Source organism: Streptomyces olindensis (assembly GCF_040645895.1).
GTDB lineage: Bacteria > Actinomycetota > Actinomycetes > Streptomycetales > Streptomycetaceae > Streptomyces > Streptomyces olindensis.
On the sequence record NZ_JBEYZD010000040.1, the window covers coordinates 63,188 to 78,216 of the forward strand.

Below are 15,029 nucleotides of genomic sequence, written 5' to 3' on the forward strand. Positions count from 1 at the left end.
CATTACGCCCGATCCCCTGAACTGAAACGGGGTTCGACGGCACGGTTTGGATCATTTTCCGAACCCGCCGCAACGACGGCTCCCTGGCCGGGAGCTGCGAGTACCCGTCCTGTGGCGCTCAAAACCAGCAAGGACACGCCACCGGCGACACCGGGCACGGCGAAGCCCCACAGGCCCCCGCCCGCCTCGACGACGGGCCCCGCGACGCCCGTTCCGACCGAGTGGCCCACGGTGAACGTCGTCACCAGCCAGGAGAACGCCTCGGTGACCGTGCCGCGCGGGGCGTGCCGGTCGACCAGGACGAACGCGCAGGCGATGGCGGGCGCGAGGAAGACGCCGGCGAGCGCGGTCAGCGCCACCATGGGCACGGCGTCCGGCATGAGCATCAGCGGCAGGTAACACACCACCAGAAGGGCGACCAGCACCTGCAGTCGCCGCGCGGGCTCACCGGCCCACTGCCGGGCCCCGTAGACGGTGCCGCCGACCAGCGCGCCGAACCCCAGGGCGGCCATCAGCCAGCCGTACACCGCGTCACCGCCGTGCTCGTCCGCGTAGGGCACCGAGGCGACCGTGATGGAGCCGAGCGCCATCCCGATGAACAGGAACGCCGCCAGCAGGGCCAGCAGACCCGTCGAGCGCAGCGCGCCGAGCCAGTGCGCCTCGCGCGGCGCCGACCGCCACGCGCGCGAGGGCGGCGACACGACGACGGACAGCGCACCCAGGATCCCGACGACGTTCAGCACGAGCAGCGCGGCCTGGGCCGACCACAGGGACACGCACAGCGTCACCAGCAGCGGCCCGACGGTGAACATCACCTCCTGGGCCACGGCGTCCATGGCGTACGCCGTGTGCACCTGGTCCTCCCGCCGCAGCACGGAGGGCCACAGGGCCCGCAGCCCGCCCTCCAGGGGCGGCGTGAAGAGCCCTGCGGCCACGACGGCGGCGTACGCGAGGGGCAGCGACCCGATGCCGCAGTAGGCGAAGGCGGCCATCGCCAGGCCGGACAGGACCGCCGCGGGCAGCTGCACGCGCGGCTGCCCGCGCAGGTCCACGAGCCTGCCCAGGACCGGCTGCCCCACGGCGTTCGCGACGCCGTACACGGCCGCCAGCGCCCCGGCCAGGCTGTACGTACCGCCCTCGGCCCGGACGAACAGCACGATCGCGATGGCCGCCGTGGCGTTGGGCAGCCGGCCCACCAGTGTGCCGACGAGCAGTCGGGCGGCGTGTCGCGCCCGAAGGATCTCCAGGTATCCCGTGGCCATGTCCCCGCCCTAGGTTTTACGTATAACGTCGGTTCCCATACGTACCATGTCCGCTGTTCGCGAGTCCAGACGAAGGAGCGGCCCGACGGTGGCACGAGGCAGCACACGGCCCACGAGCCGGGACGTCGCCCAGGCCGCCGGCGTCTCGCAGGCGGCGGTCTCCCTGGTCCTCGGGGACAAGTGGCGCGGACGCGTCTCCGAGACGACGGCGGAGCGGGTCCGCGAGGCCGCACGCGACCTGGGCTACCGCCCGAACCTGGCCGCCCGGAACCTGCGCCTGGGCCGCACCCGCACGGTCCTGCTGGTGGTCCCGGCCCTCACCACCGAGTTCTTCGCGGGCGTCTACACGGGCGCGGCCCGGGTCGCCGCCGAGCACGGCTTCGGCGTGGTCCTCTACCCCTCCCCCGAGGGCATCGGCCCCGCCCGCGACCCCTTCGCCTCGGCGCAGGCGGCCCTGGACGGCGTCATCGCCTCGTCGATGGCCGCGGACGCGCTGACCGCGATCCGCGGCGAGGCGCTCCCCCTGGTCATGCTGGACAGCGACCCGGCGGGCAGCCTCGGCGCGGCGACGGTCAACCTGGACATCGCCGACGGCGTCCGCCAGGTCGCGGAGCATCTGCTGTCCCTGGGCCACCGCCGCTTCCTCCATCTGGCGGCGGACGTGCCGTCCTGGACGTTCGAGGTACGGGCCCGGGAGCTGGCGGCGCGCCTGGCCGAGGTTCCGGGCACATCCGTCCGCACAACCCGGGCCCCCATCTCCATCGAAGGCGCCCTGGCCGCCACGGAGGCCGCGCTCTCGGTGCCCGGGCCGCGCCCCACGGCGCTGGTCTGCGACGACGACAAGCTGGCCGCGGGGGCGTACAAGGCGGCCCGCCGCCTCGGCCTCCGCATCCCCGACGACGTGTCCGTCACGGGGTTGGACGACCTGGCTCTGGCCACGGCCATCGACCCCGAACTGACGACGGTCCGCCTGGACGCGGAGCTCTTCGGCGAACGGGGCATGCAGGCCCTCCTGGCGGTCCTGGAGGGCCGTTCACCCGAGGGCGGGGACATCCCGGTGCAGCTGCTGGTACGGGGCTCCACAGCACCGCCAGGCTGATTGCGCCCCCGCGTCGGTGCTGGGGCCGGGTGGGCCCGCAACCCGGCGGAGCGGGGTGCCTCCCCCAAGCTCTCGGCTTCGCTCGAGCAGGGGGGACCCCCATCGCCCACCCGTGCCGCCCCTAGCGGCACGACTGCCCGCAGCTCAGCCAGAGCGGGCCCGCAGCCGCCGGACGACGCAAGGGGACGTGTCGGGGGGGTGTCCGCCCGCAGCGGTTGGCGCGTCAACGCCGGCGAGTCGGTGTCTCACCCCATCGCGCCGTTCCGAGGACGGACACCCCCCGGCGCGGCCCCGACCCACCACCCGGCGAGAAGGCGCTACGCGCACCCCCACCACCCGGCGTACGCGAAACGCACGCGCCCCGGCCGAGAACAGCCGGGGGCGCGTGAAAAGAACGAACGGCGGGTCGCTACTCGGCGTCCTCGGATCCCTCCGAGTCCGACTCCGACTCCGACCCCTCCGGCTTCGCCCCGTCCTCCCCCAGGAGCCGGGACAGCTGCCGCCCACTGATCCGCTTGAACTTGCGCTTCTGCGGCCGCGTCCGGTCCAGCACCGCCACCTCCAGCCGCTCCGCGGGAATCTCCCGCTCGCTGCCGTTGGTATCCCGGGACAGCGCCTGCACCGCCAGCTTGAGCGCCTCGGCCAGCGTCATGCCGTCCTGGTGGCGCTGGTCCAGATAGCTGCTGATCTGCTCCGCGTTGCCTCCCACCGCGACCGAGCCGTGCTCGTCCACGATGGAGCCGTCGTGCGGCAGCCGGTAGATCTGGTCCCCCTCCGGGGTCTCACCGACCTCGGCGACGACCAGCTCCACCTCGTACGGCTTCTCCCCGACGCTGGAGAAGATCGTGCCCAGCGTCTGCGCGTACACGTTGGCCAGACCGCGAGCCGTCACGTCGCCACGGTCGTAGGTGTAACCCCGCAGGTCGGCGTAGCGAACGCCGCCGATCCGCAGGTTCTCGTACTCGTTGTACTTGCCGGCGGCCGCGAAGCCGATCCGGTCGTAGATCTCGCTGAACTTGTGCAGCGCACGGGACGGGTTCTCACCGACGAACACGATGCCGTCGGCGTACTGCAGCACGACCAGGCTGCGACCACGGGCGATGCCCTTGCGGGCGTACTCGGCCTTGTCGGCCATCGCCTGCTGGGGTGAGACATAGAACGGCGTCGACACCGGTTATCCGTCCCTCTCTTGAAGATTCCGTCGGTTCACTGGACCACCCTCACAAGAACGCCCGCCGCCTACAGCAGCGCGGCCCGCGGACCGTCCGGCTGCTGGAGACGCCGCTCCAGGACGGAGCGCGCGATCTCGGACGACTCGTCCTCGGAGAGCCGGCGGAAGCCGTCCTCGGTGATCACGGTGACGATGGGATAGATCCGGCGGGCGACATCGGGACCGCCGGTCGCCGAGTCGTCGTCTGCCGCGTCGTAGAGCGCCTGGACCACGAGCGTCGTGGCCTCGGCCTCGCTGAGGTCGTCCCGGAAGAGCTTCTTCATCGCGCCGCGCGCGAAGATCGACCCGGAGCCGGTGGCCGCGTAGCCCTGCTCCTCGGAGCGCCCGCCCGTGACGTCGTAGGAGAAGATCCGCCCCTTCTCCCGGTCCACGTCGTAGCCGGCGAAGAGCGGGACGACGGCCAGTCCCTGCATGGCCATGCCCAGGTTGGAGCGGATCATCGTGGAGAGCCGGTTGGCCTTGCCCTCCAGGGACAGCTGCGCGCCCTCGACCTTCTCGAAGTGCTCCAGCTCCAGCTGGAACAGCTTCACCATCTCCACGGCCAGACCCGCCGTACCGGCGATGCCCACCGCCGAGTACTCGTCGGCGGGGAAGACCTTCTCGATGTCCCGCTGCGCGATGACGTTGCCCATGGTGGCGCGGCGGTCACCGGCGAGGACGACACCGCCCGGGAAGGTCACGGCCACGATCGTCGTGCCGTGCGGGGCCTCGATGGCGCCCTGGACGGGCGGCAACTTCTTGTTGCCCGGCAGCAGTTCGGGCTGGTAGTCGGAGAGGAAGTCCATGAAGGAGGAAGAGCCTGGCGTCAGGAAGGCAGCTGGTAGACGCCCGGTGCTACGAGTGTTGGCTTCCACGCGATTCCTTCCACGTATGCGACAGCCCGCCCTGTGAACGTCGGGCCGATCCTTGGAACAACCCCGGTCCGGTTGCGGCCGGGGGCTCGGTATGCCACGGACCCTACCCGTCCTTTGGCGGTGATCCACATGCTCGGCGGATCAACTCCGCCGGAGCGACGCCGCTGTTGCCCGCCGCTGTCGCCCGCCCCTCGTCTGCGGCGGGCCACCGGGCCTTTCCGGCGCTCCGGACGCCACGGACGCCCGGAGCGCCGCACACGAGGGCATCACCTGTGGCTGCCCCGCGCGCAGCGCTCCGCGCTCCGCCCGTCCGTCACCCGTGCACTCCATTCACCTTCGGAATGAAGGCACCAGGGCCCTACTGGCCGCCCTTTTGAACGAAGGACCGCACGAAGTCCTCGGCGTTCTCCTCGAGGACGTCGTCGATCTCGTCCAGAACCGAGTCCACGTCGTCGCTCAGCTTCTCCTGACGCTCCTTGAGGTCCTCGGAAGCCTGCGCCTCTGCCGCCTGCTCCTCGACCTCCTCGGTGGACCGGGTGGCCTTCTGCTGTCCGCCGCCGGTGTCCTTGGTCGCCATATCCCTCACCCCGCTCGGTTCGCCCGACACAGTTGCTCGGTCAAGATCAGACCCTACTCGCCGGGTCTGACAATGGCCCCGCAGTTGCTCCAACGTACGGGGACCACCTCGATGATTCCCGGACCTGGGATTTTCCACCCTGTCCGGCGGGCCCCTCCCGAGTACCCGCGATGCGTGCTCACCCTCCGGACAACACCCTGACCAGGTCTTCCGCCGTGCGGCAGCGGTCCAGGAGCTCCTTGACGTGATTACGCGTTCCGCGAAGCGGTTCCAGGGTTGGAACGCGCTGCAGCGAGTCCCGGCCCGGCAGGTCGAAGATCACCGAGTCCCAGGAGGCCGCCGCGACGTCGTCCGCGTACTGCTCCAGGCAGCGGCCGCGGAAGTAGGCGCGGGTGTCCTCCGGGGGCGCCGTACGGGCCCGCTCGACGTCCGCCTCGTCCAGCAGCCGCTTCATGCGCCCGCGGGCCACGAGACGGTTGTACAGGCCCTTCTCGGGCCGCACGTCGGCGTACTGGAGGTCGACCAGGTGGAGCCGGGCCGCGTCCCAGTCCAGGTTGTCCCGCCGCCGGTAGCCCTCCATGAGCTCCCGCTTGGCGACCCAGTCCAGCTCGCCGGCCAGGCTCATCGGGTCGTGCTCCAGACGGGTGAGGGTGTCCTCCCAGCGGGACAGGACGTCCTTGGTCTGCGCGTCGGCGTCGGCGCCGAACCGCTCCTCCACGTACTTGCGCGCCAGCTCGTAGTACTCCATCTGCAACTGCACCGCCGTGAGCGTCCGGCCGCTGCGGAGCGTGACCAGGCGCTTCAGGGACGGGTCGTGCGAGACCTGGTGGAGGGTGCGGACCGGCTGGTCGACGGCGAGGTCCACGGCGATGAAGCCGTCCTCGATCATCGACAGGACCAGCGAGGTCGTGCCCAGCTTGAGGTACGTCGAGATCTCCGAGAGGTTCGCGTCGCCGATGATCACATGGAGGCGGCGGTACTTCTCGGCGTCCGCGTGCGGCTCGTCGCGGGTGTTGATGATGGGGCGCTTGAGCGTCGTCTCGAGGCCGACCTCGACCTCGAAGTAGTCGGCTCGCTGGCTGAGCTGGAAGCCGTGCTCGTGCCCGTCCTGGCCGATGCCGACGCGGCCCGCTCCGGCGAAGACCTGGCGGGAGACGAAGAACGGCGTCAGGTGGCGCACGATGTCCGAGAAGGGGGTCTCCCGCTTCATCAGGTAGTTCTCGTGCGTGCCGTAGGACGCGCCCTTGTTGTCGGTGTTGTTCTTGTACAGGTGGATCGGCTGGGCACCGGGGAGCTGCGCGGCCCGTTCCGCGGCCTCCGCCATGATCCGCTCGCCGGCCTTGTCCCAAAGGACGGCGTCCCGGGGGTTGGTCACCTCGGGAGCGCTGTACTCGGGGTGCGCGTGGTCGACGTAGAGCCGTGCACCGTTGGTGAGGATCACGTTGGCCAGGCCGATGTCCTCGTCGGTGAGCTGGCTGGCGTCGGCGGCCTCGCGGGCGAGGTCGAAGCCTCGGGCGTCCCGCAGCGGGTTCTCCTCCTCGAAGTCCCAGCGGGCCCGGCGGGCCCGGTGCATCGCCGCCGCGTAGGCGTTCACGATCTGGGACGAGGTGAGCATGGCATTGGCGTTGGGGTGGCCGGGGACGGAGATCCCGTACTCCGTCTCGATGCCCATTACTCGCCGTACGGTCATGCGGCCCTCCTTGCCCGGCGGCACCCTCGGTCGTGGGCGCCACTCAGATACCGCTGGCGCTCGGTTGCGTGTGCGGTGCCCGTCCCCGCACTGCGCGACTCGGCGGTACGCAAGAGCCTAGAACGCCTTTGCGCTGGTGGGGAGATCATTTGCGTCATTGCGTTGCTCCAGCCGTGGCCTGAAAAACAGTCGGCTGCGGGTACCCGCCGAGGGCACCCGCAGCCGCCCTGCCTTTTACAGGTACTGACCGGTGTTCGCCACCGTGTCGATGGAGCGTCCGGTGTCCGCACCCTGCTTTCCGGTGATGAGCGTACGGATGTACACGATCCGTTCGCCCTTCTTTCCGGAGATACGGGCCCAGTCGTCCGGGTTGGTGGTGTTCGGCAGGTCCTCGTTCTCCTTGAACTCGTCCACGCAGGCCTGGAGGAGGTGGGAGACGCGGAGGCCCTTCTGGTTCTTCTCGAGGAAGTCCTTGATCGCCATCTTCTTGGCCCGGCCCACGATGTTCTCGATCATGGCGCCGGAGTTGAAGTCCTTGAAGTAGAGGACTTCCTTGTCGCCGTTGGCGTAGGTGACCTCCAGGAAGCGGTTCTCCTCGGACTCGGCGTACATCTGTTCGACGGCCGTCTGGATCATGCTCTGGACCGTCGAGGCCTTGGAGCCGCTGTGCTCGGCGAGGTCGTCGCTGTGCAGCGGGAGGCGCTCGGTGAGGTACTTGCCGAAGATGTCCTTGGCCGCCTCGGCGTCCGGACGCTCGATCTTGATCTTCACGTCCAGCCGGCCGGGCCGCAGGATGGCCGGGTCGATCATGTCCTCGCGGTTGGAGGCGCCGATCACGACCACGTTCTGCAGGCCCTCCACACCGTCGATCTCGGCGAGCAGCTGCGGGACGATGGTGTTCTCCACGTCCGAGCTGACACCGGAGCCACGGGTGCGGAAGAGGGACTCCATCTCGTCGAAGAAGACGATGACGGGGGTGCCCTCGCTGGCCTTCTCACGGGCCCGCTGGAAGACGAGGCGGATCTGCCGCTCCGTCTCACCGACGTACTTGTTGAGCAGCTCGGGGCCCTTGATGTTGAGGAAGAAGCTCTTGCCGGCGGCCTGGCCGGTCACCTCGGCGACCTTCTTGGCCAGTGAATTGGCCACGGCCTTGGCGATCAGTGTCTTACCGCATCCAGGGGGTCCGTACAGCAGCACACCCTTGGGCGGCCGCAGTTCGTGCTCCTTGAACAGGTCCGGGTACAGGTACGGGAGCTCGACCGCGTCGCGGATGGCCTCGATCTGGCCGCCGAGACCGCCGATCTGCTCGTAGCCGATGTCGGGGACTTCTTCGAGGACGAGCTCCTCGACCTCGCTCTTGGGAACGATCTCGTAGACGTAGCCGGAACGGGGCTCGAGCAGCAGGGCGTCACCGGGGCGGATGTTCACGTCCAGCAGCGGCTCGGCGAGCCGTACCACCCGCTCCTCGTCGGTGTGCCCGAGCACCAGGGCCCGCTCGCCGTCCTCGAGGATCTCCTTGAGGGTGACGATGTCACCGACACGCTCGAACTCCATGGCCTCGACCACGTTGAGCGCTTCGTTGAGCATTACTTCCTGGCCGCGCCTGAGCTCCTCGAGCTCGACGCTTGGGCTGACGTTCACCCTGAGCTTGCGGCCGCCGGTGAAGATGTCGGCGGTGCCGTCCTCGTTCGCCGTCAGGAAGACGCCGAAGCCGGCCGGCGGCTGCGCGAGCCGGTCGACCTCCTCCTTGAGGGCCACGATCTGGTCACGGGCCTCACGGAGCGTGTTGGCGAGTCGCTCGTTCTGCGCGGACACGCCGGCCAGATTGGTCTGCAGCTCGACGATCCGCTCTTCGAGAATCCTCGTGTGTCGCGGAGAGTCGGCGAGCTTGCGTCGCAGGACGGCGATCTCCTGCTCAAGGTAGGCGATCTGCCCGGCCGGGTCGTCGGACCCGCGTCCCGGGCGGATGCCGCGGTTCATGTCGTCGTCGTGGGCTGCCACGGTCCTCACCTCCTCCAAGGGGAGCTGGACGCTTCCAGACCCTACCTGGGCGGGTGTCGATTGAAACCCCTAGATCACAAAGACGGTCGGGGTGTGTCCGATCTTCACCCTTGCGCTCTCCCTCACGCCAGGGGAATACCCAGCGAACCTGATTGGAACCCAGGCGGAGGTAGGGTCGAAGTGTTCAACACCCGTCAGAGCTGGCCGGATTCCCGATACGGCTCGGCGGAGAAACGGCAGGAGAGATGAGCGTGCAGCAGGAGGCCGGGGTCGACGGCGAGGCTCTGGAGGTCTGGATCGACCAGGACCTGTGTACCGGCGACGGCATCTGCGCCCAGTACGCGCCCGAGGTGTTCGAGCTGGACATCGACGGTCTGGCCTATGTGAAGAGCGCCGACGACGAGTTGCTCCAGGACAAGGGCGCGACAACGCCCGTACCGCTGCCGCTTCTCACGGACGTGATCGACTCCGCGAAGGAGTGTCCGGGCGAGTGCATCCACGTACGTCGGGTTTCGGACAGGGCAGAGGTCTACGGCCCGGACGCAGAGTGACTACTTCTCTACGTACTGTCACTACTGTCTGATATCTCACACGCGCTGGCGCACGCGCCTCACACGCTGCGGGCACCGGCCGGCGTCGAGCGGACGAACGCGCCGTTCTGCCAACGCCATTTCACGTCGCTCCGCACGTCGGGGCAGCAACGCGGCACGTCGGCCGACGAATAGCCGAGGAGCGTGGCCGTGACGGCCCCGTCGCGCACGGCGAAGTCCGCGACGGTGGTGCCGTCCTTGGGGTCGAGCAGCGTGGCCACCACGCGCGGCTTGCCGCCGTCGCCGTCCCGGGTGAGGACGTACACGCCGTCCGGCGGGGTGCCCATCGGGGAGTCGCAGTGGACCACCGCCACCGTCTCGGGTGCGCCGTCGCCGTCGAGATCGCCGGAGGCCTTCTTCTTCACCACGGCCTTCACCGGGCCGCACTCGACCGGGAAGTCCACCGCGGCCGGATCGGGCGCGGTCACGTTCGCCGGGGCGCTTCTGGTCTCGGGGGCGGCCGGCTGAGCGGCCGTCGCGGCGCCGGGCTGGAGGACCGAGGAGAGGGCCACCACGCCGGCCACGGCCGTGGCGGTGGCGAGCCAGTGGATGGGGCGGGTGTGGGTGTGGGCGAGCTCCGGGACGGCGGAAGGCTGCACTAGGAGTGTCTCCTGAGGGCTGTGCCGGTGGGGTGGCCAAGATGGTGCCACACGTCACACCGCGAGGGAACGGCGGGGTGTGCGCGTCCCGTGCCGGGGAAGTCAGAGGGGTTACGGTTCCTGCCGCTGTGTCAGCGAGCGGGGGCCGGCTCGGGCCGCCGGCGGCGGGCGAGGCGGCTGCCGATCGTCTCGGGGCAGGTCAACGGTGTCGCGCGCGGTTTCACCCGGGGTGGCAACGAGAAGGCGCCGTGGCGCAGTTCCGGTGTGGTGTCCGGGAACTGCGCCACGGCGCCGGTGCGTTGTGTGCGGTGACGGGCCGTCTCAGCGGGCGGTGCCGCCGTCGGCGTTGGGTCCTGCGTAGTCCTCGCCGTAGGCGCCCTTGGCGGGGCGGCGGCGGCGCATGGGCGGCTCGACGCCGTCGGCGAGGCGGCGGGCGGTGAGCAGGAAGCCGGTGTGGCCGATCATCCGGTGGTCCGGGCGGACGGCGAGGCCCTCGATGTGCCAGTTGCGGATCATCGTCTCCCAGGAGGTCGGCTCGTTGAAGCAGCCGATCTCGCGGATGGACTCGACGGTCCGGGCGAGCTGGGTGGTGGTGGCGACGTAGCAGCAGAGGATGCCGCCGGGGACGAGCGCCTTGGAGACGGCCTCCAGGCACTCCCAGGGGGCGAGCATGTCGAGGATGACGCGGTCGACGTCGGTGTCGGACAGGTTGTCCTGGAGGTCGCCGACGGTCAGCTGCCAGGCGGGGTGCGGGCCGCCGAAATAGCGCTCCACGTTCGCCTGGGCGATCTCGGCGAAGTCCGCGCGGCGCTCGTAGCTGTGCAGCATGCCCTGGTCGCCGATGGCGCGCAGCAGGAAGCTGCTGAGCGAGCCGGAGCCGACGCCGGCCTCCACGACGCGCGCGCCGGAAAAGATGTCGGCGAAGGCGAGGATCTGCCCCGCGTCCTTCGGGTAGACGACGGCTGCCCCGCGGGGCATGGACAGGACGTAGTCGGGGAGCAGGGGGCGCAGCGCGAGGTAGGCGACGTTCCCCGTGGTGCGGACAACGCTGCCCTCGGGAGCGCCGATCAGTTCGTCGTGGGGGAAGGAACCCTTGTGGGTGTGGAAGTTCTTCCCGGCCTCGAGCGTGAACGTGTAGTGGCGGCCCTTGGGGTCGGTCAGCTGTACCTGGTCCCCGACCTTGAAGGGCCCGCGCCTGCGGGCGGCACCGGTCGGTTCGGACATGTGACCAGCCTACCGGCACCGGAGAGGGCCGCCGACCACCACGACGGCCACCGGGACGGCGACTAGGACGGTCTGGCCATCGCCTTGACGAAGGCGCGCTCCACGTCGGCCGCCGACAGGACGCCGTAGATCTCGCCGGTCTCCTCCACGACCAGGTACTCGGTGGCCGGGGTGGCGCGCAGGGCGTCGAGGAGTTCCTCGCCCGACAGTTCCGCCGAGACGCGCATGCCCTCGGTCAGTTCCTGGGCGAGGCCGCTGACCGCGACCCAGGGGCGGCGGTGTTCCGGTACGCCGACGATGGCGGCCTCGCGGACGAGGGAGAGGGGTTTGCCGTCGGCGTCGACGACGACCAGGGCGCGGGCTCCGGCGGCGTTGGCCCGGCGCAGGGCCTCGGAGAGGGGGGTGTCGGTCTCGACGGGGACCGCGCGGCGGGTCAGTGTGCGGGCACGCAGTTCGGGGAGGTGCTCGCGCAGGCGGGCCATGCGCAGGCTGTTGCCGGCGCCGGTCCAGATGATCGCGGCGAGGATGGCGGCGAGCAGGGCGTCCAGGACGGTGTCCATGCCGACGTTGTCGACGGCCTCGGAGCCGAGGGCGCCGGACTGGGTGAGCAGGGGCAGGCCGATCAGGACGGAGACGGCGAGGGCGCGGCCGACCCAGGCGGCGGCGATGGTGCCGCTCATCGGCTTGCCGGTGATCTTCCAGACGACGGCGCGGAGCATGCGGCCGCCGTCCAGGGGCAGGCCGGGCAGGAGGTTGAACGCGGCCACGATGAGGTTGGAGATCATCAGGCCGGCGAGCAGGACGCCCGGGACGGTGCCGGGCTCCACGGTCTGCACGGCGCCGTAGAAGACGCCGGCCAGGACCAGGGAGAGCAGGGGGCCGACGAAGGCGAGCACGAACTCGCGGCCGGGGGTCTCGGCCTCCTTCTCGATCTCGGAGACGCCGCCGAAGAACTGGAGCTGGATGCGGCGGACCGGGAGCTTGAAGCGGAGGGCGGCGACCGTGTGGGCCAGTTCGTGGACGAGCACGGAGGCGTAGAAGGCCACGGCGAAGAAGAGCGAGACCAGGTAGCGGGAGGCGCCGAGCTCCGGCAGCACGCGCTCCAGCTGGCCGCCGAACACCCAGGTGATCAGCGCGGCGACCAGGAACCAGCTGGGCGCGACGTACACGGGCACCCCGAAGGGCCGCCCCATGAGCAGCCCGCCCCGGGGCTCGGGCCGCTGGGGTGCGGGGCCCTTGCCGTCGGCGGAGTGCGCGAGGGGGCGGGGGCCGGGGGCGGGACTGGGGTGCGCATCACCGGCGTAGGTGCGGTCCGGGTGCGCGTCACCACCGGAGGTCGCGTCACCACCGGAGTGCGCGTCGCCCTTCCGGTGGACAGATGCCGGGGAGGAGCCGTCGGCGGCGGGGCCGGTGGGTCCAGCGCTGTCGGGGGTGCGGCTCCCGTCGGCCTCGTTGGGGGCCGGGGCCGTGGACGGGTCACCGGCGGCAGAGCCCGTGCTCCCACCGCCCTCAGGCGTGCCGCTCCCGTCGGCCCGGGGCGCTGTGTGCGGGTCGTGCGGAGTGGCCTGGTCCGGGGAGAGCGGCCCGGCGGCGTCCTTGTGTGCCGCCGCGTCGGGCTCGGGTTCGCCCGGGGTGGTCGGAGCGGTCGCCGGAGTGCCCGTCGGCGGGGCGTCGTCCTGCTGCTCGGGGGCGAAGCGCCGTTCCTCCGTGGGGCGTTCGTCGGCGGGGGTCGGGTCGGTGGCCCGGGCCGGAGGCCCCGCGTGGCGCTCGGCCGACTCGTCGTTGCCGGACCGCGGCTGCCCGCGCCCGCCGCTCTCGTCCACCGGTGTCCCCTCGATCGAAGCGTCTCCCGCGCCTGCCGGACGGGAGGGTCTCGAGTCGATGGTATGCGTCCGCCGAGGTGCGTTCCGCCCCGGCACCCCTGTGTTCCCCGTACGTCGACCTCCTCTCCCGGCCGTCCCCACGGAACGCGCCTGGGTCACTGTCAGTGGCGGGCCGTATGGTCTGGGGCATGGAGACGAGCACCGAGGGCGCGGCGCAGCCCGAGAGCAGCCCTGCCGCGGCGGTGGATCCGCCGGTCACGGCGGGGCCCGAGGCGACGACAGGGGACCCGGCCGCCCGGGCAGTGGCGGAGGCGGCGGCGGAGACGGCCGCCGTGAGCGACCTCGTGACCGGGACCCGTGCCATACCGCCCGCCTCGCTGTCCCCCTCGCGTGCCAGTGACTTCATGCAGTGCCCGCTGCTCTACCGCTTCCGGGTCATCGACCGGCTCCCGGAGAAGCCGAGCGAGGCGGCGACCAGGGGCACGCTGGTGCACGCGGTGCTGGAGCGCCTCTTCGACGCCCCGGCCGCCGAGCGCACGGCGCCCCGGGCCAAGTCGCTGATCCCGGGCCAGTGGGACCGGCTGCGCGAGACGCGGCCGGAGGTCGTGGAGCTGTTCGCCGACGACCCCGAGGGCGAGCGGCTGGCGCGCTGGCTGGGCGAGGCGGAGCGGCTCGTCGAGCGCTGGTTCACCCTGGAGGACCCCAGCCGTCTGGAGCCGGCCGAGCGGGAGCTGTTCGTCGAGGCCGAGCTGGAGTCCGGGCTGCGGCTGCGCGGGATCATCGACCGGGTCGACGTGGCTCCCACGGGCGAGGTCCGGATCGTCGACTACAAGACGGGGAAGGCGCCCCGGCCGGAGTACTCCGAGGGCGCCCTGTTCCAGATGAAGTTCTACGCCCTGGTCGTCTGGCGGCTGAAGAACGTGGTGCCGCGCCGGCTCCAGCTGGTCTACCTCGGCAGCGGTGAGGTGCTGACGTACGACCCGGTCCTCGCCGACCTGGAGCGGGTGGAGCGCAAGCTGCTGGCGCTGTGGGAGGCGATCCGGCTGGCGACCGAGACGGGCGACTGGCGGCCGCGCCCCACGAAGCTGTGCGGCTGGTGCGACCACCAGGCCCACTGCCCGGAGTTCGGCGGCACTCCCCCGCCGTATCCGCTGCCGCTGAAGGCGACCGACCGGTAGGGCGGCTGAGTCCGGCGGGCCCGCGCAGGGCAGAATGGGGCCGGACTAGCGAAGGAGACTTACGTGGCCATCCGCGTCCTACTGGTCGACGACCAGCCGCTGCTCCGTACCGGCTTCCGGATGATCCTGGAAGCCGAGCAGGACCTCGCGGTCGTCGGCGAGGCCGGAGACGGCCTCCAGGCGCTCGACCAGGTGCGGGCCCTGCAGCCCGACGTGGTCCTGATGGACATCCGCATGCCGCGGATGGACGGTGTGGAGGCGACCCGGCAGATCACCGGCCCCGGGCGGGACGGCCCGGCGAAGGTGCTGGTGCTGACCACCTTCGACCTCGACGAGTACGTGGTGGAGGCGCTGCGGGCGGGTGCCAGCGGCTTCCTGCTGAAGGACGCCCCGGCCAACGAGCTGGTGCAGGCGATCCGGGTCGTGGCCGCGGGCGAGGCGATGCTCGCGCCGAGCATCACGCGCCGGCTGCTCGACAAGTACGCCACGCATCTGCCCTCGGGTGACGAGCCGGTGCCGGACACGCTGCACACGCTCACCGACCGCGAGGTCGAGGTGCTGAAGCTGGTGGCGCGCGGCCTGTCCAACGCCGAGATCGCCGCCGACCTGTTCGTCAGCGAGACCACCGTCAAGACGCACGTCGGGCACGTGCTCACCAAGCTGGGCCTGCGCGACCGTGTGCAGGCGGCGGTGTACGCCTACGAGAGCGGGCTGGTGCGTCCCGGCGCGCAGTGAGCAACCCCCGTCCGTGAAGCAGGCCGCGTACGTGAAGCAGGCCCCCTACGTGTGAAGAGGCCGCTCCCTGCCGACAGCCGAGGTGCTGCACACCACCGGCGACCACGTCCTCACCCTCACCCTCAACCGGCCCGAGGCCCTCAACGCCCTCACCCCCGGCCAACGC

Annotated in this window: 12 protein-coding genes and 2 pseudogenes; 5 read left to right on the forward strand and 9 right to left on the reverse strand. The window is 71.0% G+C overall.

Annotated features, from left to right (window positions below; all coding sequences use genetic code 11):
- Positions 1 to 2 precede the first annotated feature (2 nt).
- Positions 3 to 1,262 (reverse strand): MFS transporter, encoded by a 1,260-nt coding sequence (locus tag ABZ948_RS24970; RefSeq protein ID WP_359763021.1) that lies wholly within the window; start codon positions 1,260 to 1,262, stop codon positions 3 to 5.
- A gap of 88 nt (positions 1,263 to 1,350) precedes the next feature.
- On the opposite strand from ABZ948_RS24970, the gene ABZ948_RS24975 reads away from it, so the two are divergent.
- Positions 1,351 to 2,361 carry a LacI family DNA-binding transcriptional regulator gene (locus ABZ948_RS24975; RefSeq protein WP_359763023.1) on the forward strand — a complete coding sequence of 337 codons (1,011 nt, stop codon included), beginning with the start codon at positions 1,351 to 1,353 and terminating at the stop codon, positions 2,359 to 2,361.
- Positions 2,362 to 2,770: 409 nt separating this feature from the next.
- Here the strand turns inward: ABZ948_RS24975 and prcA are convergent, their stop codons facing one another.
- From prcA to arc, 5 genes are all read right to left on the reverse strand, one after another.
- Positions 2,771 to 3,532, reverse strand: a complete 762-nt coding sequence (gene prcA / locus ABZ948_RS24980; RefSeq protein ID WP_359763025.1) for a proteasome subunit alpha — start codon at positions 3,530 to 3,532, stop codon at positions 2,771 to 2,773.
- 68 nt (positions 3,533 to 3,600) lie between these two features.
- Positions 3,601 to 4,446: a proteasome subunit beta gene (prcB, locus tag ABZ948_RS24985; protein ID WP_359763027.1), complete on the reverse strand. Its 846-nt coding sequence runs from the start codon at positions 4,444 to 4,446 to the stop codon at positions 3,601 to 3,603.
- A 358-nt stretch (positions 4,447 to 4,804) separates the two neighbouring features.
- Positions 4,805 to 5,023 (reverse strand): ubiquitin-like protein Pup, encoded by a 219-nt coding sequence (locus ABZ948_RS24990; protein WP_030244016.1) that lies wholly within the window; start codon positions 5,021 to 5,023, stop codon positions 4,805 to 4,807.
- 178 nt (positions 5,024 to 5,201) lie between these two features.
- The gene (dop, locus tag ABZ948_RS24995) at positions 5,202 to 6,713 is read right to left on the reverse strand and encodes a depupylase/deamidase Dop (protein ID WP_359763029.1); all 1,512 of its coding nucleotides are present in this window, start codon (positions 6,711 to 6,713) and stop codon (positions 5,202 to 5,204) included.
- A 234-nt stretch (positions 6,714 to 6,947) separates the two neighbouring features.
- Positions 6,948 to 8,714 (reverse strand): proteasome ATPase, encoded by a 1,767-nt coding sequence (gene arc / locus ABZ948_RS25000; protein ID WP_359763031.1) that lies wholly within the window; start codon positions 8,712 to 8,714, stop codon positions 6,948 to 6,950.
- A 245-nt stretch (positions 8,715 to 8,959) separates the two neighbouring features.
- On the opposite strand from arc, the gene ABZ948_RS25005 reads away from it, so the two are divergent.
- A complete protein-coding gene (locus ABZ948_RS25005; RefSeq protein ID WP_010045357.1) occupies positions 8,960 to 9,265 on the forward strand; it encodes a ferredoxin in 306 nt (101 codons plus the stop codon).
- 59 nt (positions 9,266 to 9,324) lie between these two features.
- On the opposite strand, the gene ABZ948_RS25010 is transcribed toward ABZ948_RS25005, so the two are convergent.
- The 3 genes from ABZ948_RS25010 to ABZ948_RS25020 form a co-directional block, all read right to left on the reverse strand.
- Entirely contained in the window at positions 9,325 to 9,903 is a 579-nt protein-coding gene (locus ABZ948_RS25010; protein WP_359763032.1) for a hypothetical protein, read from the reverse strand.
- Between the two features lie 321 nt (positions 9,904 to 10,224).
- Positions 10,225 to 11,127 (reverse strand): tRNA (adenine-N1)-methyltransferase, encoded by a 903-nt coding sequence (locus ABZ948_RS25015; RefSeq protein WP_359763034.1) that lies wholly within the window; start codon positions 11,125 to 11,127, stop codon positions 10,225 to 10,227.
- A 62-nt stretch (positions 11,128 to 11,189) separates the two neighbouring features.
- The gene (locus ABZ948_RS25020; protein WP_359763036.1) at positions 11,190 to 12,950 is read right to left on the reverse strand and encodes a site-2 protease family protein; all 1,761 of its coding nucleotides are present in this window, start codon (positions 12,948 to 12,950) and stop codon (positions 11,190 to 11,192) included.
- Between the two features lie 188 nt (positions 12,951 to 13,138).
- On the opposite strand from ABZ948_RS25020, the pseudogene ABZ948_RS25025 reads away from it, so the two are divergent.
- From ABZ948_RS25025 to ABZ948_RS40960, 3 genes and pseudogenes are all read left to right on the forward strand, one after another.
- Positions 13,139 to 14,177: pseudogene (locus tag ABZ948_RS25025) on the forward strand (RecB family exonuclease).
- Between the two features lie 14 nt (positions 14,178 to 14,191).
- The gene (locus ABZ948_RS25030) at positions 14,192 to 14,863 is read left to right on the forward strand and encodes a response regulator (protein ID WP_030606450.1); all 672 of its coding nucleotides are present in this window, start codon (positions 14,192 to 14,194) and stop codon (positions 14,861 to 14,863) included.
- A 67-nt stretch (positions 14,864 to 14,930) separates the two neighbouring features.
- Positions 14,931 to 15,029: pseudogene (locus tag ABZ948_RS40960) on the forward strand (enoyl-CoA hydratase/isomerase family protein); the annotation flags it as partial.

Bases quoted from the DNA above. Each gene is read 5' to 3' on its own strand.
- ABZ948_RS24970 (WP_359763021.1), bottom strand. From the start codon at position 1,262: ATGGCCACGGGATACCTGGAGATCCTTCGGGCGCGACACGCCGCCCGA.
- ABZ948_RS24990 (WP_030244016.1), bottom strand. From the start codon at position 5,023: ATGGCGACCAAGGACACCGGCGGCGGACAGCAGAAGGCCACCCGGTCC.
- dop (WP_359763029.1), bottom strand. From the start codon at position 6,713: ATGACCGTACGGCGAGTAATGGGCATCGAGACGGAGTACGGGATCTCC.
- ABZ948_RS25005 (WP_010045357.1), top strand. From the start codon at position 8,960: ATGAGCGTGCAGCAGGAGGCCGGGGTCGACGGCGAGGCTCTGGAGGTC.
- ABZ948_RS25015 (WP_359763034.1), bottom strand. From the start codon at position 11,127: ATGTCCGAACCGACCGGTGCCGCCCGCAGGCGCGGGCCCTTCAAGGTC.